This is a genomic window from Pseudomonas sp. B21-047 (assembly GCF_024748775.1).
Taxonomy (GTDB): Bacteria; Pseudomonadota; Gammaproteobacteria; order Pseudomonadales; family Pseudomonadaceae; genus Aquipseudomonas; species Aquipseudomonas capeferrum.
The window spans coordinates 4924945-4945356 of sequence record NZ_CP087169.1 but is presented as its reverse complement, the minus strand read 5'-3'; the positions used below and the strand labels follow the sequence as shown (position 1 = coordinate 4945356).

General features: G+C 65.2%; 18 protein-coding genes. 12 read left to right on the top strand and 6 right to left on the bottom strand.

The genetic code is table 11. The features are described from left to right. Positions 1-13: 13 nt before the first annotated feature. From LOY26_RS22350 to LOY26_RS22340, 3 genes are all read left to right on the top strand, one after another. Positions 14-571 (top strand): RNA polymerase sigma factor, encoded by a 558-nt coding sequence (locus LOY26_RS22350; RefSeq protein ID WP_371856414.1) that lies wholly within the window; start codon positions 14-16, stop codon positions 569-571. Beyond that, positions 568-1551, top strand: a complete 984-nt coding sequence (locus LOY26_RS22345; RefSeq protein ID WP_186663340.1) for a FecR domain-containing protein — start codon at positions 568-570, stop codon at positions 1549-1551. Before LOY26_RS22350 ends, LOY26_RS22345 begins: the two co-directional genes overlap by 4 nt. A gap of 116 nt (positions 1552-1667) precedes the next feature. After that, positions 1668-4058 carry a TonB-dependent receptor gene (locus LOY26_RS22340; protein ID WP_186658810.1) on the top strand — a complete coding sequence of 797 codons (2391 nt, stop codon included), beginning with the start codon at positions 1668-1670 and terminating at the stop codon, positions 4056-4058. A gap of 36 nt (positions 4059-4094) precedes the next feature. On the opposite strand, the gene LOY26_RS22335 is transcribed toward LOY26_RS22340, so the two are convergent. After that, positions 4095-4970: a helix-turn-helix domain-containing protein gene (locus tag LOY26_RS22335; RefSeq protein WP_186658807.1), complete on the bottom strand. Its 876-nt coding sequence runs from the start codon at positions 4968-4970 to the stop codon at positions 4095-4097. 181 nt (positions 4971-5151) lie between these two features. On the opposite strand from LOY26_RS22335, the gene LOY26_RS22330 reads away from it, so the two are divergent. Further along, positions 5152-6048 carry a DMT family transporter gene (locus tag LOY26_RS22330; RefSeq protein ID WP_095064184.1) on the top strand — a complete coding sequence of 299 codons (897 nt, stop codon included), beginning with the start codon at positions 5152-5154 and terminating at the stop codon, positions 6046-6048. A 9-nt stretch (positions 6049-6057) separates the two neighbouring features. Here the strand turns inward: LOY26_RS22330 and LOY26_RS22325 are convergent, their stop codons facing one another. Both LOY26_RS22325 and LOY26_RS22320 read right to left on the bottom strand, forming a co-directional pair. Beyond that, positions 6058-7032, bottom strand: coding sequence for a D-glycerate dehydrogenase (locus LOY26_RS22325; RefSeq protein ID WP_033702896.1), 975 nt, complete (start codon positions 7030-7032; stop codon positions 6058-6060). Between the two features lie 115 nt (positions 7033-7147). Further along, positions 7148-8095 carry a LysR family transcriptional regulator gene (locus tag LOY26_RS22320; RefSeq protein WP_258714098.1) on the bottom strand — a complete coding sequence of 316 codons (948 nt, stop codon included), beginning with the start codon at positions 8093-8095 and terminating at the stop codon, positions 7148-7150. 191 nt (positions 8096-8286) lie between these two features. On the opposite strand from LOY26_RS22320, the gene LOY26_RS22315 reads away from it, so the two are divergent. From LOY26_RS22315 to LOY26_RS22300, 4 genes are read left to right on the top strand one after another with little or no spacing between them, the layout of a single operon-like run. Continuing rightward, entirely contained in the window at positions 8287-9816 is a 1530-nt protein-coding gene (locus tag LOY26_RS22315; protein WP_258714097.1) for an efflux transporter outer membrane subunit, read from the top strand. Next, positions 9813-11990, top strand: a complete 2178-nt coding sequence (locus LOY26_RS22310; protein ID WP_186663346.1) for an FUSC family protein — start codon at positions 9813-9815, stop codon at positions 11988-11990. Before LOY26_RS22315 ends, LOY26_RS22310 begins: the two co-directional genes overlap by 4 nt. Next, a complete protein-coding gene (locus tag LOY26_RS22305) occupies positions 11980-12180 on the top strand; it encodes a DUF1656 domain-containing protein (RefSeq protein ID WP_027595286.1) in 201 nt (66 codons plus the stop codon). The genes LOY26_RS22310 and LOY26_RS22305 overlap by 11 nt, the downstream gene beginning before the upstream one ends. 10 nt (positions 12181-12190) lie before the next feature. Beyond that, on the top strand, positions 12191-13051 hold the full coding sequence (locus LOY26_RS22300; protein ID WP_258714096.1) for an HlyD family secretion protein: 861 nt from the start codon (positions 12191-12193) through the stop codon (positions 13049-13051). Positions 13052-13177: 126 nt separating this feature from the next. Here the strand turns inward: LOY26_RS22300 and LOY26_RS22295 are convergent, their stop codons facing one another. Further along, entirely contained in the window at positions 13178-13627 is a 450-nt protein-coding gene (locus tag LOY26_RS22295) for a universal stress protein (RefSeq protein WP_033702891.1), read from the bottom strand. Between the two features lie 169 nt (positions 13628-13796). Here LOY26_RS22295 and LOY26_RS22290 point away from each other — a divergent pair, with 169 nt between their 5' ends. The 4 genes from LOY26_RS22290 to LOY26_RS22275 all read left to right on the top strand — a co-directional run bounded on the left by LOY26_RS22290 (position 13797) and on the right by LOY26_RS22275 (position 18896). Continuing rightward, on the top strand, positions 13797-14702 hold the full coding sequence (locus tag LOY26_RS22290; RefSeq protein ID WP_033702890.1) for a LysR family transcriptional regulator: 906 nt from the start codon (positions 13797-13799) through the stop codon (positions 14700-14702). A gap of 115 nt (positions 14703-14817) precedes the next feature. Beyond that, positions 14818-16359 (top strand): MFS transporter, encoded by a 1542-nt coding sequence (locus tag LOY26_RS22285; RefSeq protein ID WP_258714095.1) that lies wholly within the window; start codon positions 14818-14820, stop codon positions 16357-16359. A 27-nt stretch (positions 16360-16386) separates the two neighbouring features. Continuing rightward, on the top strand, positions 16387-17448 hold the full coding sequence (locus LOY26_RS22280; protein ID WP_186658795.1) for an HlyD family secretion protein: 1062 nt from the start codon (positions 16387-16389) through the stop codon (positions 17446-17448). Further along, positions 17445-18896 (top strand): efflux transporter outer membrane subunit, encoded by a 1452-nt coding sequence (locus LOY26_RS22275; RefSeq protein WP_186663352.1) that lies wholly within the window; start codon positions 17445-17447, stop codon positions 18894-18896. The genes LOY26_RS22280 and LOY26_RS22275 overlap by 4 nt, the downstream gene beginning before the upstream one ends. Positions 18897-18924: 28 nt before the next feature. On the opposite strand, the gene LOY26_RS22270 is transcribed toward LOY26_RS22275, so the two are convergent. Then, a complete protein-coding gene (locus tag LOY26_RS22270; RefSeq protein WP_258714094.1) occupies positions 18925-19749 on the bottom strand; it encodes an SDR family oxidoreductase in 825 nt (274 codons plus the stop codon). 67 nt (positions 19750-19816) lie between these two features. After that, a complete protein-coding gene (locus LOY26_RS22265) occupies positions 19817-20281 on the bottom strand; it encodes a hypothetical protein (RefSeq protein WP_033702885.1) in 465 nt (154 codons plus the stop codon). Positions 20282-20412: the final 131 nt, after the last annotated feature.

The following is a 20412-nucleotide window of genomic DNA, read 5'->3' as shown; positions in this document are numbered from 1 at the left end:
CCAGCCGCAAGACATGCGCGAACCTGACGCCGACAGCGCCAGCGGGCGCGCGCGTTTCGTCCAGGTGTTCCTGGCGCAGCGGGCGCGCATGGAAGCGTTGGTCAACCGCCGCGTCGGCTGCCGGGCCACGGCATCGGACCTGGTGCAGGAGTTGTTCCTGCGTTTCTGGCGCCGCCCCGAGGTCAAGGTCGAGGCACTGGACACCTACCTGCTGCGCTGTGCCGGCAACCTCGCCATCGACCACTTGCGCAGTGAAAGCAGCCGCGAGCGCGTGGCAGAAGCCACCCACGCCGTGGATGAGCAAGCCAGCGCTGCGGAGCCTGAGCAAGCCTTGGAGGTCGATCACGACCTGCAACGCATCGAAGCCGCATTGCGTGCCTTGCCCGCGCGTACGCGGCAGATCTTTCTGCTCAACCGCATCCACGGCTGCACGTACAGCGAGATTGCCACGGCCATGCAACTGTCCCAGAGCGCTGTGGAAAAGCATATGATGCGCGCCCTCGAAGCGTGCAAGGCGAGTATCGCCGAGCCCGCGTCCACCATGCGCAGGCCAGGGAGCGCCCGTCGATGAGCCGTCCGAATTCGATCACTGCCGCGCAGTCACAAGCCGCCCTGCAGTGGCTGATCCGCATCAACGAGCAGCCTGAGCAAGCCCAGGGCGCGGCGTTCAAGCGTTGGTTACTGGCCGACCCGGGGCATCGCGAAGCCTATGCCCAGGCCAAGGCATTGTGGCAGATGAGCGCGGTGCCGGCGGCGCGGTTGGCCGATGAAGAGCGCGAAGGCCTGCAGCAGTATCTGGATGCCATCGCCCGGCCACCTGCCCAAGGCCGTTGGCGGCAACGTGTCACCGCCTTGGCGGCGGCAGCCTGCCTGGTGCTGGCGGTCGGCGTTGTGGGTGGTTGGCACCCCGGCTTCTGGTTGCAGGACCTGCAGGCCGACCACAGCAGCACAGGGCACGTCCGCCAGCTGACCCTGGCCGACAAATCGCAAGTGACACTGGACGCGGGCAGCGCCATTGCGGTCGACTTCGCGCACGGCGAGCGGCGAGTACGGCTGCTGCGCGGGGCGGCGTTCTTCCAGGTCACCCACACGGGTGAGCCGTTTCTGGTAGCCGCCGCGGGCGGCGAGGTGCGGGTGCTGGGTACCCAGTTCGAGGTGCGTGAGCAGGGTGATGGCGCGCAAGTCACGGTGCGCAGTGGGCGTGTGGCGGTGACGCCGGTGCAAGGCGAGGTTGCCCGTGAACTGACGGCCAATCAGCAACTGGCCTACGTTGGCGGCCGAGCGGGCAGCACCCTGAGCGTGGACAGCGAGAGCCGCCTGGCTTGGCGCCAGGGCTGGCTGAATTACTACCAGGTGCCGCTGGCGCAGGTGGTCGAAGACCTTGGGCGCTATTACCCGGGGCGCATCCTGTTGCTTGATGGAGCGTTGGGGCAGCGCAAGGTCAGTGGCAGTTTCCCGGTGCAGGAGCCTTTGGCGGCGCTCGACTCGCTCGGCAAGGTGATGGGCTTTTCGCGGCAGACCGTATTGGGGCGTTTGACCCTTATCCGCTAGGCACCGGTCGCGCAAAAATTTTTCAGATAACGGATGAGGTAACAGGACGTGGCATCCGTGTAATGAGTGGAAGTGCGATTCATTCGCAGTCAATACCCACTTACAGGTCAGCGTCCATGAAGTTCACCCCGCGTTGCGTCCCCCTCTGGCTCGGTCTTGCAGTGTTCCCGGTCATCGCCATCGCACCGCTGGCCAGGGCCGCCGAGCAGATGCAGGCGTACACCTTCGCCCAACCGAGCCAGCCCTTGGCCCAGGCGCTCAATGCCTTCAGCCGTGCCACCGGCCAGAGCGTGGTCTACACCCTCGAGCTTCCAGGCGTGCAAGCACCCGCCCTCAACGGTACGTTCAGCGCCGAGCAGGCGCTGCAGCAATTGCTGGGCACCTCCGGCCTGGCCTGGCGCCGCGTCGATGCGCGCACCCTGACCCTCGAAGCCGTGGGCACCGATGGGGCACTGAACCTGCAGGCCACCACTGTGACCTCGCAAATGGACGCTTACAGCTACCAGCCCCCGGCCAGTGCCTCGATCATGCGTGGCCAAGGCCCGAACCAGGACATCCCCCAGGCGATCAACGTAGTCCCGGCCCAGGTCATCCGTGACCAGGCCCCACGTAACCTCGATGACGCCTTGACCCATGTCAGCGGCATTACCCAGGGCAATAACTTCGGCGGCACCTCCGACACCGTGATGAAGCGCGGCTTCGGTGACAACCGCGATGGTTCGATCATGCGTGACGGCATGCCTATCGTGCAGGGCCGCAGCCTCAACGCCAGTACCGAGCGGGTCGAGGTGCTCAAGGGGCCGGCCTCGTTGCTGTATGGCATCCAGGACCCGGGCGGTGTCATCAACGTGGTCAGCAAGCGCCCGCAACTGCAGCAGTACAACGCCCTGACCGTGCGCGGCTCGACCTATGGCAGCGGCAAGAACGGCAGCGGCGGCGGCTTCGACAGCACCGGGGCACTGGGCGACAGCCCGTTCGCCTACCGGCTGATCGTCGATCATGAGGATGAGGATTACTGGCGCAACTTCGGCGTGCACCGTGAATCGCTGGTGGCGCCGTCGCTGGCCTGGCTGGGCGAGGACACCCAGGTGGTGCTGGCCTACGAGCACCGCGAGTTTCGCTACCCGTTCGACCGCGGCACGGCATTCGGCAGCAACGGCCACCCGTTGGACATACCGGCCACGCGTCGCCTGGACGAGCCGTTCAACGACATGCAAGGGCGCTCCGACCTGTACCGCCTGGAGGTCGACCATCAACTGGCCGATGACTGGAAGCTGCACTTCGGCTACAGCTTCAACCGCGAAACCTACGATGCCAGCCAGGTCCGTGTGACCGGGGTCAACGAGGCCAAGGGCACGCTGACGCGCAGCATCGATGGCACCCACAACGCCATGAGCCGCGACCAGTTCGCCACCGTCAGCCTGGCGGGCAACGTCGAGCTGGGCGGCCTGCAGCATGACCTGCTGTTGGGTATCGATCACGAAGACCGCAAGGTGTTTCGTGGCGACCTTATTCGCCAGACCGCGCAGTCCAGCTTCAGCTATGTGAACCCGGTGTATGGCCAGGAAGTGGAGGGCAGCAGCGTGCGCGCCAGCGACAGCGACCAGACCGACAAACTGCGCACCGATGCCCTGTTCATGCAGGACGCGGTGCACCTGGACGACCACTGGATTGTGGTGGCCGGCGCGCGCTTCCAGCAGTTCGACCAGTACGCCGGGCGCGGCCGCCCGTTCAAGGCCAATACCGACACCAGCGGCCAGGCCTGGGTGCCGCATGCCGGTATCGTCTACAAGGTCGATGACCAGCTGTCGTTCTATGGCAGTTACAGCGAGTCGTTCAAGCCTAACTCCAGCATTGCGCCGCTGACCGGCGGCGTGGTGCTGGACGCCTCGGTGGCACCGGAGGAGGGCAAGTCGTGGGAGCTGGGCGCCAAGCTCGACATGCCGGGCAGCCTGACCGGTACCCTGGCGCTGTTCGACATCACCAAGCGCAACGTGCTGGTGGCCAATTTCGACAGCGGCACCGGCGAGACGGTCTACAGCAATGCCGGTGAGGTCAATTCACGCGGTGTCGAGCTGGACCTGACCGGGCAGCTCAGCGAACGCTGGAGCCTGATCGGCAGCTATGCCTTTACCGATGCCAAGGTGACCAAAGACCCTGACCTTGAGGGCAACCGCCTGCAGAACGTGGCCAGGCACAGCGGCTCGTTGTCGGCGGTGTATGACTTTGGCAGCCTGTTCGGCGCTGACCGCCTGCGCTTGGGTGCCGGGGCCCGTTATGTGGGCGAGCGTGCGGGGAATGCGACCAACACCTTCGACCTGCCGAGCTATACCGTGGCCGATGCCTTTGCCACGTATGAGACCAAGCTCGACGAACACAACGTGCGCCTGCAACTGAATGTGAAGAACCTGTTCGACAAGGTGTACTACAGCTCGGCGGTGAACCAGTACTTCGTGGCGGTGGGGGATGCGCGGCAGGTGAGCCTTTCCAGCACCTTGGAATTCTGAATGGCTTGCCCCTCGAAGGGACGCAAAGCGGCCCCATCAAAGGGTGAAGGCTGCACGATAGGCGCCGGGCGTGGCCCCGAGTGCCTGACGAAACCGGTTGCTGAAATGGCTGGCACTGGCAAACCCGCACAGCAACGCAACCTCGCCCAGTGGCAACTGGCCCAGGCGCAGCAACTGGCAAGCCCGATGCAGCCGCCGAGCCAGCAGGTACTGGTGCGGCGGCAAGCCGAAACTGCTGCGGAACATGCGCGCAAAGTGGTGCTCGGACAAATTGCAGCGCACCGCCAGCTCGCCGAGGGTGATGGGCTGGTCCAGGTGCGCCTCGATGTATTCGACCAACTGTCGACGCAGGTTCGGCGCCAGCCCACCTTTCAACCGCAAGCCCTCACGTAGCCCAACCTGGCTGAGCACCGCGTGGTCGACGATCTCGTGCGCCAGGCTGCTGGCCAGCAAGCGCTCGCCGGGTTCATCCCAGGCCAGGCTGATCAATTGGTGAAAGCGCAGCGCCTGCTGCGGGTCGTCGAGAAACGTCGCCTCCTGCAACTGCAGCTCGCGCGGTTCGCGGTCCAGCAGGCGCACACAGCCGAGGGCGAACTGCGCCTCGCTGATGTACAGGTGGGCCAGGCGGATCTCGCCATTGACCACCCAGTTCGACTCGTGGCCGGCCGGCATGACGCACAGCTTGTTCGGCGCGCCCTTGTCGGCCGGGCGCTGGCGGCGAAACGTGCCGGTGCCATCGGCGATGTAGCACGACAGCGTGTGATGGCTTGGCGCCTGGTAGTCGCGGGCATCGTCGCGGTTTCGCCACAGTGCCGCAGCCAGGCCGTCGCCCAGGTGCGCGCTCAGCTCCAGGCGGGCATGGGGCGAGGCGTGCATGGCGTTGAACACTTGCAACTGGGACAGTGGGGTCATGGGCGATTCCTCTGAGCGCCATCGTACTGCGAGTTCGCCGTGCAGGCAGCTAGCTGCAATACAAAAGCGCAAGTTTGTGCAAGCGCGAAGGGGCCAGCAGGGCGAACACTGAGGGCCTCGGCGAGGGCTGCGCCCTCGATTCGCGGGGCATCGATCTTGAAAGGCCCAAGGAACCACCGCCATGAACCTGTCCCTGTACTTGCTCACCGTCCTGATCTGGGGCACCACCTGGATCGCCCTGAAACTGCAACTGGGCGTGGTCGCCATCCCGGTATCGATCGTCTATCGCTTCGCCTTGGCCGGGCTGATCCTGTTCGCCATTTTGCTGCTTACCCGCCGCCTGCAACCGATGAATCGCCGCGGTCACCTCATCTGCCTGGCGCAGGGCTTGTGCCTGTTCTGCGTCAACTTCATGTGCTTTCTCACCGCCAGCCAGTGGATCGCCAGCGGCCTGATCGCCGTGGTGTTCTCCACCGCGACGTTGTGGAACGCACTCAATGCGCGGGTGTTCTTCGGCCAGAAGATCGCCGCCAATGTGCTGGGCGGCGGCGCTTTGGGGCTGCTGGGCCTGGGCCTGCTGTTCTGGCCCGAACTCGGCCACCATGCGGCCAGTCGTGAAACCTTGTACGGCCTCGGCCTGGCGCTGCTCGGCACGCTGTGCTTCTCGGCTGGCAACATGCTGTCGAGCATGCAGCAGAAGGCCGGGCTCAAACCCATGACCACCAATGCCTGGGGCATGGTCTATGGCGCGGCGATGCTGACCGTGTATTGCCTGTTCAACGGCATCCCTTTCGCCATGGAATGGAACACCCGCTACATCGGCTCGTTGATGTACCTGGTGATCCCGGGTTCGGTGATCGGCTTCACCGCCTACCTGACCTTGGTCGGGCGCATGGGGCCGGAGCGGGCAGCCTATTGCACGGTGCTGTTCCCGTTGGTGGCGTTGAACGTGTCGGCGTTTGCCGAAGGGTACCAATGGACGGCCCCAGCGTTGCTGGGGCTCGTCGCGGTCATGGCGGGTAACGTGCTGGTGTTTCGCAAGCCTTCGCTCAAGCCGGCTGCCGTGTTGGCACGCTAGGTGGAAACCTCAGCCCTTCCACACCTGCGGGTTAACCAGGTCGCGCGGCCGCTCGCCCAGCAGCGCCGCACGCAGGTTGTCCATTGCCCGGTTGGCCATGGCCTCACGGGTTTCGGCGGTGGCCGATCCGATGTGCGGCAGGGTCAGGGCATTGGGCAGCTTGAACAGCGGCGACTCGCTCAGCGGCTCTTTTTCGTACACATCCAGGCCGGCGCCGCGAATAGTGCCGTTCTGTAGTGCCTCGACCAGCGCCGCTTCATCGACCACCGGGCCGCGGGCAATGTTGATCAGGAAGGCACTTGGCTTCATCAGCTTCAGCTCACGGGCCCCGATCAGCTTGCGGGTTGCCTCGGACAACGGCACCACGATGCAGACGAAATCGGCTTCGGCCAGCAGTTGTTCCAGGCTGCGCAACTGCGCGCCCAGCTCTTGCTCCAGCGCGGTCTTGCGGCTGTTGCCGGCATAGATCACCGGCATGTTGAAACCGAACCGCCCGCGACGGGCAATGGCGGCGCCGATGTTGCCCATGCCGACGATACCCAGGGTTTTGCCGTGCACATCGCTTCCGAAGTGGGCTGGGCCGACGGTGGCCTGCCACTGGCCGGCCTTGGTCCAGGCATCGAGCTCGGCCGTGCGCCGGGCGCAGCCCATGATCAGCGAGAAGCCGAGGTCCGCGGTGCTTTCGGTCAGCACGTCGGGGGTGTTGGTCAGGGCGATGCCGCGTTCGTTGAAGTAGTCGACGTCATAGTTGTCGTAGCCGACCGAGACGCTGGACACCACCTCAAGCTTGGCCGCGCCCTCAAGCTGCGCACGGCCAAGCTTGCGGCCGACGCCGATCAGCCCGTGGGCCTCGGGCAGGGCTTCGTTGAACTGGGCGCTGATGTCGCCGAGCTTGGGGTTCGGCAGGATTACGTTGAAGTCTTGCTGCAGGCGCTCGGCCATGGCCGGGGTGATACGGCTGAAGGCCAGGACGGTCTTTTTCATCGGGCAACTTCCACAAGAAAAGCTACAAGCTACAAGCTTCAAGCCACAAGAAAAAGCCGCGCTTGCGACGATCTGCTTTTTCTTGCGGCTTGAAGCTTATGGCTTGCAGCTGTTTTCAGTTGGCGATCAGCACCTGATGGGTTTTCAGGTCTGCCTCATGGGCTGCAAGAATTTCCGGCAGCGAGTTGCGCAGGTACTCGACCCAGGTCTTGATCTTGGCATCCAGGTACTGGCGCGACGGGTAGATGGCGTACAGGTTCAGCTCCTGCAACCGGTACTCGGGCAGCACCCGCACCAGGCTGCCATCACGCAGGCCCTCGATGGCCGAATAGATCGGCAGCACGCCCACCCCCATGCCGCTGCGGATTGCGGTTTTCATGGCGTCTGCCGTGTTCACCTGGAACGGCGAGGTGCTGATGTTGACCATTTCCTGGCCTTCCGGGCCGTCGAACAGCCACTTTTCCAGCGGAATCACCGGGCTGACCATGCGCAGGCAGGCGTGCTTGAGCAGGTCGGCAGGCTTGTGCGCGATGCCGTTGCGCGCGATGTAGGTGGGCGAGGCACAGACGATGCTGTAGGTGATGCCCAGGCGCTGCGACACGAAGCCCGAGTCCGGCAGCTCGGTGGCCAGCACGATGGACACGTCGTAGCCTTCGTCGAGCAGGTCCGGCACGCGGTTGGCCATGGTCAGGTCGAAGGTCACGTCCGGGTGCGATTCGCGATAGCGGGCGATGGCATCGACCACGAAGTGCTGGCCGACCCCGGTCATCGAGTGAACCTTCAACTGCCCGGCCGGGCGAGCATGGGCGTCGCTGGCCTCGGCTTCGGCTTCTTCAACGTAGGTAAGAATCTGTTCGCAGCGCATCAGGTAGCGCTTGCCAGCCTCGGTCAACGCGATGCGGCGGGTGGTGCGGTTGAGCAGCCGTGTTTGCAGATGGGCTTCCAGATTGGAGACCGCCCGCGACACGTTCGCGGTGGTCGTATCCAGCTGCGCCGCCGCAGCCGTGAAGCTGCCAAGTTGGGCTACGCAACTGAAAGCACGCATATTTTGCAGGGTGTCCATGGGTCGCTCTCAAGGTAGAGGACAAAATTGTGTCACGAAGTAACGACGAAGTTATTAAAAGTTACCTTCGACCAAAGGCTGATTATCGCGCGTTTGGTAACAAAGATTCGCAGGAATATGCGCTTATCGCCAGTCCTGCGGCCCCCTAGAATTGCTCGGCCCCTCCACCTCTTCCTCGGGAAATCGCAGCTGTGCCGCGTCGCATCATCAGAACGCTTCAAGTGTTCAGTGCCTGTGCCCTTAGCCTCACCTTGAGCGGCTGTATCGGAACCTGGGGCATCGCCCCGCAAAGCAAGACGTTGCACGCCAACACCCTGACGACCGACGCGGCGATACGCGAAGCCGCCACTGACGCGCACTGGCCCGACCAGCAGTGGTGGCAGGCCTACCGCGACCCGCAGCTGAACCGCTGGGTTGCACTGGCCGTCGAAGGCAGCCCGAACCTGGCCATGGCCATGGCGCGGGTGCGCGAGGCCAAGGCCATGGCCGGTGTGGTCGAGTCGGCGGAAAAACTGCAGGCCAACGGCCAGGCGTCACTCAAGCGCCACAATTGGCCTGAGGACCCGTTCTACGGCCCTGGCGCGCTGTCGGGCGCCAATACCTGGGACAACAATGCCGCCCTCGGTTTCAGCTATGCCCTCGACCTCTGGGGCCGCGAACGCAATGCCAGTGAACAGGCCGTGGACCAGGCGCACATGAGCGTGGCCGAGGCCCGTCAGGCGCAGCTCGAGCTGCAGAGCAACGTGGTGCGTGCCTACATTCAACTGAGCCTGCATTTTGCCCAGCGCGATATCGTCAAGGCCGAGCTCGAGCAGCAAGAGCAGATTCTGGCCCTGGCCAAGCGCCGGCTGGACGCGGGCATCGGTACCCATTTCGAAGTCAGCCAGGCGCAAGCGCCGCTGCCGGAAACCCATCGCCAGCTCGACAGCCTCAACGAAGACATCGCCCTGACCCGCAACCAGCTGGCCGCCTTGGCCGGCAAAGGGCCGGGCGACGGCGCGCAGATCGAGCGCCCGAGCCTGACCCTCGGCGACCCGCTGAAGCTGCCCTCGGCACTGCCCGCCGAACTGATGGGCCAGCGCCCGGATGTGGTGGCCAGCCGTTGGCAGGTGGCCGCGCAAGCCCGCGGCATCGACGTGGCGCATGCCGGCTTCTTCCCCAATGTCGACCTGGTCGGCAGCCTGGGCTTCATGGCCACCGGCGGCGGCCCGCTGGAGTTTCTCACCGGGCGCAAGTTCAACTACAACGTCGGCCCGGCCATCAGCCTGCCGATCTTCGACGGTGGCCGCCTGCGCTCGCAGCTGGGCGTCGCTTCGGCGGGCTATGACATGGCCGTGGCGCGTTACAACCAGACCGTGATCGGAGCGCTGAAAAACATTTCCGACCAGTTGATCCGCCGTGAGTCGATGAAAGAACAGTCGCACTTCGCCGCCGAATCGGTCGCCGCCGCGCAGAAGACCTACGACATCGCCATGGTCGCCTTCCAGCGTGGCCTGACCGACTACCTCAATGTGCTCAACGCGCAAACCTTGCTGTTCCGTCAGCAGCAGGTGCAGCAGCAGGTGCAAGCCGCCCGCCTGATCGCCCATGCCGAGCTGGTCACAGCCCTGGGTGGCGGCCTGCAAGCGGGCCAGGACGTGCCGCAGCCAGGGCGCCAGGCTGCGCCGAAAACCCCGGCCACCCTGGCCGTTTTCGACAAGCAGCCGGATAACGCCGAATGAGCACTTCCAGTCTGCCCGTGCGCTGGCTGCAGAGCCTGGAGTGGCGCCGGGGCTTCTTTGCCTGGGCGCGCACCGATGGTGTGACCTGGGTCTACATCTTCAAGGTGCTGGCTGCCGCCTTCATCACCCTGTGGCTGGCCATGCGCCTGGAACTGCCGCAGCCGCGCACGGCGATGATCACCGTGTTCATCGTCATGCAGCCGCAAAGCGGGCACGTGTTCGCCAAGAGCTTCTACCGGGTGCTCGGCACCCTGGCAGGTTCGGCGATGATGGTTGCGCTGATCGCCATCTTCCCGCAGAACACCGAGCTGTTCCTGCCCAGCCTGGCCCTGTGGGTCGGCCTGTGCTCGGCGGGCGCCATGCGCTACCGCACCTTCCGTGCCTATGGTTTCGTGCTGGCCGGCTACACCGCAGCGATGATCGGCTTGCCGGTGCTGCAACACCCCGACCAGGCCTTCATGGCTGCTGTGTGGCGGGTGCTGGAGATCGCCCTGGGAATTCTCGTTTCAACCTTTGTCAGCGCCGCGATTTTGCCGCAGTCGGCCAGTGCGGCCATGCGCAACGCCCTGTACCAGCGCTTCGGCGTGTTTGCCGGGGTGGTGGTCGAAGCCTTGCGTGGCGACAGCCAGCGTGACCGTTTCGAAACCAGCAACGTGCGCTTCGTTGCCGAGGCCGTGGGCCTGGAGAGCCTGCGTAACGTCACCGCCTTCGAAGACCCGCACATGCGCAGGCGCTCTGGCCGGCTGGTGCGCATGAACAGCGAATTCATGGCCATCACCACGCGCTTCAACGCCCTGCACCGGTTGCTCGAACGCCTGCGCGCACGTGGCCCATTGCAGATCGTCAGCGCCATCGAGCCCGGCCTGAACACCTTGGTCGCGTTGCTTGAACCCTACGTGGGCCGCGCCTTGACCGACTCGGACGCGCTGCGCCTGACGTTGGAGCTGGCCGCCTATAAAGAGGGCCTGCAAGCCCAGGTGCGTGGGCTGCGCACCGAGTACCAGCAGACCGCACCCAGCGAGTCCGACCTGCTCGACTTCCATACCGCTTTCGAGCTGCTCTACCGCTTCGTCGACGAGATGTACAGCTATGCCGAGACCCATGCCTCGCTGGCCGCGCACACGCATCAGCGCGAGCAGTGGGACGAGCCCTATGTGGCGCAGACCAGCTGGCTGGTGTCACTGGCGGCCGGTGTGCGCGCTTCGGCGGTGCTGTTGCTGTTGGGCAGCTACTGGTTGCTCAGCGACTGGCCCAGCGGCGGCATGATGACGCTGATCGCCACGGTCACCGTGGGCCTGTCGGCGGCTTCGCCGAACCCCAAGCGCATGTCGTTCCAGATGGCCTGCGGCACGGCGATCGGGGCCTTTGTCGGCTTCTTCGAGACGTTCTTCGTATTCCCCTGGATCGACGGCTTCCCGCTGCTGTGCATGGTCCTGGCGCCGGTCTTCGTGCTTGGGGCGTTCCTCTCGTCGCGGCCTGCCTATGCCGGTTATGGCATCGGTTTGCTGGTGTTTTTCGCCATCGGTTCGGTGCCGAACAACCTGACCGTCTACGACCCCTACACCTTCATCAACGATTACATCGGCATGGTCATCGGCATGTTCGTCTGCGCCGCAGCCGGGGCGATCATCCTGCCGCCCAACAGCCGCTGGCTGTGGAGCCGGCTGGAGCAGGAGCTGCGCGAGCAGGTGCTGTTCGCCATCAGCGGCCGCTTGCGAGGCCTGGGCTCGGCCTTCGAGAGCCGCACCCGCGACCTGCTGCACCAGGCCTATGGCCTGGCGGCCGGCAAACCGCAGGTGCAGAGCGAGCTGATGGGCTGGATGTTCACCGTGCTGGAGGTCGGCCACGCCATCATCGAACTGCGTAAGGAGCAGGCCCGCGCGCCGATCCATCCGGCGTATGCCGAATCCCAGCCGTGGCGTCAGGCCATTCGCGTCATGGGCCGGGCGCTGGCGCGCTTGTTCCTGCAGCCCAGCGCCAGCAACCACGAGCGCGCCCTGGTGGCGGTGGACCACGCCATCAGCCGCGTGCAGGCCACCGATGAGCCGTTCGCCCGGCACTTCGACACCTCGGTGCTGCGCCGCGCGCAAAGCTACCTGCACTTCATCCGTTCTTCCCTGCTGGACCCTCAGTCGCCGCTGGCACCGGCGAAAGGATTGCACAATGCCCCGTGAGATCGCCTTCCATGGCGTGTACATGCCCACCATGACCCTGATGTTCCTGTTCGCCCTGGGCCTGGCCTGGGGCCTGGACCGCTTCATCGCCAGCCATGACGGCTACCGCTTCTTCTGGCACCCGGCGCTGCTGCGCCTGAGCCTGTTCGTCTGCCTTTTCGGCGCCCTGGCGCTGTCTGTCTACTGGTGAGAAACCCTCGATGAAAAAGTTCTTCAGCCTGATCGCCACCCTGCTGGTGCTGGTGGCTGCCGTGGCGATCGGCCGCCAGTTGTGGCTGCACTACATGACCACGCCGTGGACCCGCGACGGCCGTGTGCGTGCCGACATCATCAACGTCGCCGCCGACGTGCCGGGCTATGTGGTGGGTGTGCCGGTCAAGGACAACCAGCGGGTGAAGAAGGGCGACCTGCTGATCCAGATCGACCCTGAGCACTATCAGCTGGCCGTCGACCAGGCCAAGGCCCTGGTCGCCTCGCGCAAGGCCACCTGGGAGATGCGCAAGGTCAACGCCAAGCGCCGGGCCGACATGGACAACTTGGTGATCTCCAAGGAAAACCGCGACGACGCCAGCAACATCGCCAACTCGGCCCAGGCGGATTATCAACAGGCCCTGGCCGAGCTGTCGGCGGCCGAGCTGAACCTCAAGCGCACGCATATCGTGGCCACGGTGGATGGCTACGTGACCAACCTGAACATTCACAAGGGCGACTATGCGCGCACCGGTGAGGCGGTGATGGCGGTGGTCGATGAGCACTCATTCTGGGTCTACGGCTTTTTCGAAGAGACCAAGCTGCCGCATGTAAAGGTAGGTGATCGGGCCGAGTTGCAGATGATGAGCGGCGAGCGCATCACCGGCCATGTGGAGAGCATCGCCCGCGGTATTTATGATCGCGACAACCCGCAGAGCCGCGAGCTGATTGCTGACGTGAACCCCACCTTCAACTGGGTGCGGCTGGCGCAGCGGGTGCCTGTGCGGATTCACATTGATGAAGTGCCAGAAGGGTTTTTGCTGGCGGCGGGGACGACCTGTACGGTGGTGGTGAAGCCGGGTGAGGAGTGAGGTGTTTGCCCCAGTGTTCGCCGCAACCCTTCTGGCGCCCATGAGATCGAGCGCCGCCCGCGCGGCGCTCGATCTCATGGGCGCTGCAAAACTCAAGGCGAACCCTCGCAGGCGCACCCCCAATCTCTACCCCGCAACCCCCACCAACACCGGCACCTCGACCCGGTCAATCACCTTCGCGCTGATCGACGGATCCAGCAACCGCCCCAATCGCGACAAATGCCGGTGCCCCATGATGATCAACTCGCACCCCAGCTCCTGCGCCTGGCCAACGATAACCTCCACCGGCTGCCCGGCCACCATGGCCCCTTGGCTGGCAAAACCCGCCTTTTGCAACACACGCACGGCATCCGCCACGGCGCTTTCGCCCAAGTGCTGCTCCTCGCAGGCAGCCGGGTATTCCTCCAGTTCCTCGGCGGTATAGGGCGCCGGTTGGTCGTGCACGGTAAAGGTGGTGTCGATGGCCAGCAGCACGTGCAGTTCATGTTCGTCAGGGCGGCAGTAGCGGCGGGCGAGGGTGAGCAGGGCGGCAGCAGCAGGGGAGGCATCGATGGCAATCAAGACGGTGCTGGGCATGTGAATCCTTGTCGAAGCTGGCTAGTCGGTTGGCTGTACAGCCACTGCGTCACTTATGGCCCATCCCGCATCCCGAATAAATGCTCCCTCACGCACGACCTTATTGCGTCAGACGCAATCAACCAACCTGCTACCATCGCCTTTCCCACAGCTGTAACGGAAAACGGCCATGCAACTCCCGGACATGAACCTGCTCGTCGCCCTCGATGCCTTGCTCGACGAGGGCAGCGTGGTGGGCGCGGCGCAGCGCATGAACCTGAGCCCGGCGGCCATGAGCCGCACCTTGGGGCGCATTCGCGATGCGCTGGGTGACCCGATTCTGGTACGCGCCGGCCGTGGCCTGGTGCCCACCCCCCGTGCGCTGGCCTTGCGCGAGCAGGTGCATGGCCTGGTGGAGCAGGCTGGGCAGGTGTTTCGCAGCCGCGACGATGTCGACCTGGTGAACCTGGACCGTGCCTTCAACATCCGCACCAACGACCTGTTCATTGCCCTGTACGGTGCCCAGTTGCTGCGCATGATGCTGGCCCAGGCGCCGCGCACGGTGCTGCGTTTCGTGCCGGAGGGCAGTGGCGACGATGATGCGGTGCTGCGCAACGGGCATATCGACCTGATCATCAGCTCGGCCATTGAGCTGGGCCCGGAAATCAAGGTGCAGAGCCTGTTCAACACCTACTTCGTGGGCCTGGCGCGTGTGGGGCACCCGATCTTCGACGCCCCGATCACTCCTGAGCGTTTTGCCGCCTACCCGCAGATCAGTGTGTCGCGCCGCGGCCGGGCCAATGGGCCGATCGATGAGGCGTTGGCCCAGCACAAGGTGGAGCGGCGCGTGGCGTTGATCACCACCAGCTTCCACTCGGCGATGTTCTCGTTGCCGGATTCGGACCTGATCCTGCCGATACCGGCCAATATCCTCAACAGCGTGCAGCGCTTGAAGCTGCCCTTGCGCTCGTTCGAGATCCCGGTGCCGCTGGCAAAAGTCAATGTAATGCAGGCCTGGCACCCGCGGTTCGACAACGACCCAGCGCATCGGTGGCTGCGCCAGACCTTGAGGGCGTGTGGCCGGTTGGACCCGTGAGCGCACCATCAATTGCGTCTGACGCAATATAAAGCTGCCAACAAGTCAGTTTTCGTCAGCATTCGATCTTCTTAGACTTGCTCCAGCCCTAAAATTGTTGCTGGAGATGTATCCCATGAGTTCCCTGACCGCGCCTTCTGCTGCGTTGGCCGCCGCCCCTGCGCCGGCCGCCCCTGCGCAGTCGGCGTTCGGCCTGCAGGTGGTGGTGGGGCTGTTCGGCGTGTTGCTGGCGGTGTTATGCGCCGGCCTCAACGAGGCGGTGACCAAGATTTCCCTCAACGACATCCGTGGCGCCATGGGCATCGGTGCCGACGAGGGCGCCTGGCTGTTGGCCGTGTACAGCGCGGCGTCGGTGTCGGCGATGGCCTTCGCACCCTGGCTCGCCACGACCTTTTCGCTGCGTCGCTTCACCCTGTCTGCCGTCGGCCTGTTCGCCGTGCTGGGCCTGCTGCAACCCTTCGCCCCCAACCTGCACAGCCTGATGCTGCTGCGGGTGCTGCAGGGTTTCGCCTCTGGCGCCTTGCCGCCGATGCTGATGAGCGTCGCACTGCGCTTTCTGCCACCGGGCATCAAGGTCTATGGCCTGGCCTGCTATGCCCTGACCGCCACCTTCGGGCCGAACCTCGGCACGCCGCTGGCAGGCCTGTGGACCGAGTATGTCGGCTGGCAGTGGGCGTTCTGGCAGATCATCCTGCCGTCGCTGCTGGCCATGGCTTGTGTCGGCTGGGGCCTGCCGCAAGACCCACTGCGCCTCGAACGCTTCAAGCAGCTCGACTGGCGTGGCGTGCTGCTTGGCCTGCCGGCCATCAGTTGCATCGTCCTCGGCTTGTCGCTGGGTGACCGCTGGGGCTGGTTCGACTCGCCGCTGATCTGCTGGCTGCTGGGGGGCGGCCTGCTGTTGCTGGTGCTGTTCATGTACAACGAATGGTCCGAGCCGCTGCCGTTCTTCCAGCTGCGCATGCTGACGCGGCGCAACCTGAGTTTTGCCTTGTTGACCCTGGCCGGCGTGTTGGTCGTGTTGTCTGGCGTGGGCACCATCCCGTCAGCCTACCTGGCGCAGATCCAGGGCTACCGCCCGGCGCAGACCAGCCCGCTGATGATGCTGGTGGCCATGCCGCAACTCATCGCCCTGCCGCTCACGGCCGCGCTGTGCAACCTGCGCGTGGTGGATTGCCGCTGGGTGCTGGCGATCGGGCTTGGCATGCTGGCGGTGTCGTGCGTGGGCTGCAGCCTGTTGACCTCCGAATGGATTCGCGGCGATTTCTACCCCTTCTACCTGCTGCAGGTGTTTGGCCAGCCGATGGCGGTGTTGCCGTTGCTGATGCTTTCCACCAATGGCATGACCCCGCAGGAGGGCCCGTTCGCCTCGGCCTGGTTCAACACGGTCAAAGGGCTGTCGGCGGTGATTGCCGGTGGCCTGCTGGATGCCCTGGGCACCGTGCGCCGGCATTTTCATTCCAACCACCTGGTCGACAGCCTGGGCAACGCGCCGTTGATCGATGGCAGCGCCACCGGCCTTGCCCGACGCATTCATGAACAGGCCCAGGTACTGACCTCGGCCGACCAGTACCTGGTGATGGCCTGCATCGCCGTCGCTTTGATCTGCCTGATCCCCTTCGTGCCTACCCGGATCTTCCCGCCGCGTGCGGTGGCTTGAGCCCGTGAATGAATTCGAGAACTTGAGATGACCAACAACCGCAAGACAATCATCATCGGCTCGGTGCTCGCCGTGGCCGTGCTGGCCGGCATCGTCGGCCCCTGGATGTTTGGCAGTGACCACCGCCAGCGCACCAACGACGCCTACGTGATCGCCGACTACACCGTGGTCGCGCCCAAAGTCGCAGGCTTTATCAAGGAGGTGCTGGTCGAGGACAACCAGCAGGTCAAGGCCGGCCAGTTGCTGGCGACCATCGATGCCCGCGACTACCAGGCCGCGCTCGACGCTGCCCAGGCGCAATTGCTGGTGGCCAAGGCGCAGAGCGCCGACGCCCGCGCCACGCTGGAGCGCCAGGCGGCACTGATCGCCCAGGCCGAGGCCGCGGTGAAAGCGGCCCAGGCCGAAACCGCCTTCGCCGATCATGAAGTCAACCGCTACAGCCGCCTGGCCGAGCAGGGCGCCGGCACCGTGCAGAACGCGCAGCAAGCGCGCAGTGGGGTCGACCAGGCCCGTGCGCGCCTGGCCAATACCCAGGCGGCCTTGCTGGCGACACGCAAACAGGTGGATATCCTCACCGCCCAGGTGGCCAGTGCCGATGGCCAGCTCAAGCGTGCTGAAGCCGGGCTGGAAAAGGCCCTGCTGGACCTGTCCTACACGCGCATCACCGCACCGGTGGACGGCATGGTCGGTGAGCGTGCCTTGCGCGTGGGCGCCTATGTCAACCCGGGTGCTCGCCTGTTGTCGGTGGTGCCGTTGCAGCAGGCCTATGTGGTCGGCAACTTCCAGGAAACCCAGCTGACCCACGTGCAGCCTGGCCAACCGGTGAGCATCACGGTCGACACCTTCTCTGGCGAGCAACTCAAGGGCCATGTCGAGAGTATTGCGCCGGCCACCGGGGTCACCTTTGCCGCCGTCAAACCCGACAATGCCACCGGCAACTTCACCAAGGTGGTGCAGCGCATTCCGGTGAAGATCGTCTTCGATGACGGCCAGGCGCTGCTTGCACGGCTGCGCGTGGGCATGTCGGTGGAAGCCACCATCGATACCCGTGGCGACAAGCTCGAGGGCAAAGAGGTGAGCGCGCGATGAAGCCAGCATTACGCTTGAGCCCGTTGTTGCTGGCTGTGCTCATGGCCGGCTGCACCCTGGGGCCGGACTTCCAGCGCCCCGCCAGCCAGGCCCCGCAACAGTGGGCGGCGCTGCAAGGCGAGGCCGCAGCAAGCCAGCCGCAAGCCGAGCCGCTGGAGCTGCGCTGGTGGGAAACCTTTCACGATGCCCGCCTCAGCGCGCTGATCCAGCAGGTCACCGAACGCAACCTGGACCTGCAGATGGCCAGTGCACGCCTGCTGCAAAGCCGCGCCCTGCGCAGTACGGTGGCGGCGGACGAAGTGCCTTCGGTGGATGTGAACGCGGGCTACAGCCGTGCTCGCAACAGCGCCGAAGGCCTGAGCGACCCCTCTGGCCATGCCGGTAAGTCTGCCTTCAACCTGTGGCAGGGTGACCTGGTCGCGGGTTGGGAGCTGGACCTCTGGGGCCGCGTGCGGCGCCAGGTCGAGGCTGCCGATGCGACGGTCGAAGTGGCCGAGAACGACCGCCGTGGCGTGCTGCTGGTGCTGCTGTCGGAAACCGCCGGCAACTACATTCAATTGCGTGCGGTACAGCACACGCTCGATGTCACCCGTGACAACCTGAAGGTGGCGCAGCACAGCTTGAAGCTGTCTGAAAACCGCCAGGCCGAAGGTGTCGCCACCCGCCTCGACGTGGCCCAGGCCAGTGCCCAGGTCGCTTCGATCGAAGCCCGCCTGCCCAGCCTGGAGGCCCGCCGCGACGACCTGATCAACGCCCTCAGCCTGCTCGCGGCCGAACCGCCACGCAGCCTGCAGGCGCAGCTGCTCGAAGGCGGTGAACTGCCCGCGCCGCAACAACAGTTCGCCATCGGCTTGCCGTCCGAGTTGGCTGAGCGCCGCCCGGACATTCGCCAGGCCGAGGCGCGGTTGCACGCGGCAACCGCCAGCATCGGCGTGGCCAAGGCCGACTTCTACCCGAGCATTCGGCTGTCGGGCAGCATGGGGTTCCAGGCCATGCAGCTGTCCGACTTCGGCGGCTGGGACTCGCGCCGCTTCGCCTTCGGCCCGCAACTGTCGTTGCCGATCTTCGAAGGGGGGCGGCTTAAAGGCACGCTGGAGTTGCGCGAGGCGCAGCAGCAGGAAGCGGCGCTCAACTACCGCAAGGTGGTGCTCGGCGCCTGGCATGAGATCGACGATGTGCTGCGCCTGTACAACGCCAGCCAGTTGCGCCGCGACCACCTGGCCGAGGCGGTGCGGCAGAACCGCATCGCCCTGGAGACTGCCCAGCGCCAGTATGTGGAAGGGGCGGTGGACTTTCTCAATGTGCTGACGGTTCAGGGTGCGTTGCTGGCCAGCGAAGAGCAGTGGATTGACAGCTCGGCAGCGGTTTCCCAGGCCTTGGTGGGGTTGTACAAGGCGCTGGGCGGGGGCTGGCAGGCGTTTGATACTCAGCCGTCGAAAAAGGTGTGACGGTTTCGCTCGCTGTGCTGGCCAAACATCAAAGCGGACGCAGCAAGCCGAACCGCTTGCGCAACACCCAGCCCAGCAGCCGCCGCGGCAACAGCCTGGCGATCAGCGGCAACGCTGTGCTGCCATTGCCCAACCTCACCACCGCAGGCACCGCCGTTTTGCGCGTGGCCGCCAGCACCCCTTGGGCAAACACGGCTGCCGGCGTCGGCCGGTCCTGCGACGCCCGGGCGCGTGCCTGGACGTACTCGCGCAGCGGCCACCACGGAGAATCCGCCGCCAGTACCTGCTCGGCCTGGCGCTGGGCATTGCTGGCGAACTGCGAGGCGATCGCCCCCGGTTGCACTTCCATCACCCGAATGCCAAACGGCGCCAGCTCCAGGCGCAGGGCATCGCTCAGGGCGTTGACCGCGGCCTTGGAAGCGCAATAGGCACCGGCGAATGGCGTGACCAGCACCCCGGAAACGCTGCCGATGTTCACCACCAGCCCGCGTGCGCGACACAGCAGCGGGAACAGCGCGCGGGTCACGCCGACCACGGCGAATACGTTGGTTTCGAATTGCTGGCGCATAGCGTCTACGCCGCCGTCGAGCAGCGGGCCCATGGCGCCGTAGCCGGCGTTGTTGATCAGGACGTCGAGGCCGGCGTGGCGCGCTTGCAGCTCATCGGCCAGTTGCGTCAGGGCATCGCTGTCATTGACGTCCAGTTGCCGGGCGGTGAAGCCGGCAGCGGACAACTGCTCGACGTCCTCAGGCTTGCGGGCGGTGGCCCAGACCTCGTGGCCGGCATCGCGGAAGGCGTTGGCCAGGGCGCGGCCGATGCCGCTGGAACAACCGGTGATCAGGACGGTGGGCATGGGGAGGGCCTTGGGTCTGGGAATTGTGTGTGGCCTGCACCGGCCTCTTCGCGAGGCAGGCAATGCGTCAATTGGCAAATGTACCTTGCAGCCGCTCGGCACGAAACTCCAGCGTCTGTGCCCGGTAGCCGGAACGCAGAGGCGGTACCGGCAGGCAATCGTTCCATTCGGCACCCGGTTGCAGCTCACCCGGCCCGCGGTAACGCGGCGCGCTGTAGGTGTTTTCGGCAAGGTTGACGGTATCACCCGGCGCATACGCGCCCACGCGCCATCGCAGCTCGGTGAGCGGGACTTTGTTGCCGTTTTTCATGTGTACGTGCAGCGCGCGGTCGGCGGGGCACTTGTCAGGGGCGTAGCTCAGGCGCAGGTCCAGGCGTGCCAGTTGCGTGGCTTCGCGGGTGTCTTGCCAGGCGACGAACAGGGCGACCAGGCCCAGGCCACAGACAGCGGCCAGGGATATCGGCAGGGCTTTGGCCGGGTAGCGCAGCAGCAGCACCAGCCAGGTGAGGATGAGGAAGGCACCGATGATCATGGGGCTTGCAGACCTTGGTTGCGCGGGGTCTGACCATCGTAGCTTGAAATGGGGGAGGGCTCAAAAGCGGGAGGGCTTTGCCCTCCTTTCGCGACACAAGGCCGCTCCTGCCGGATCGTGTGACCTTTGCA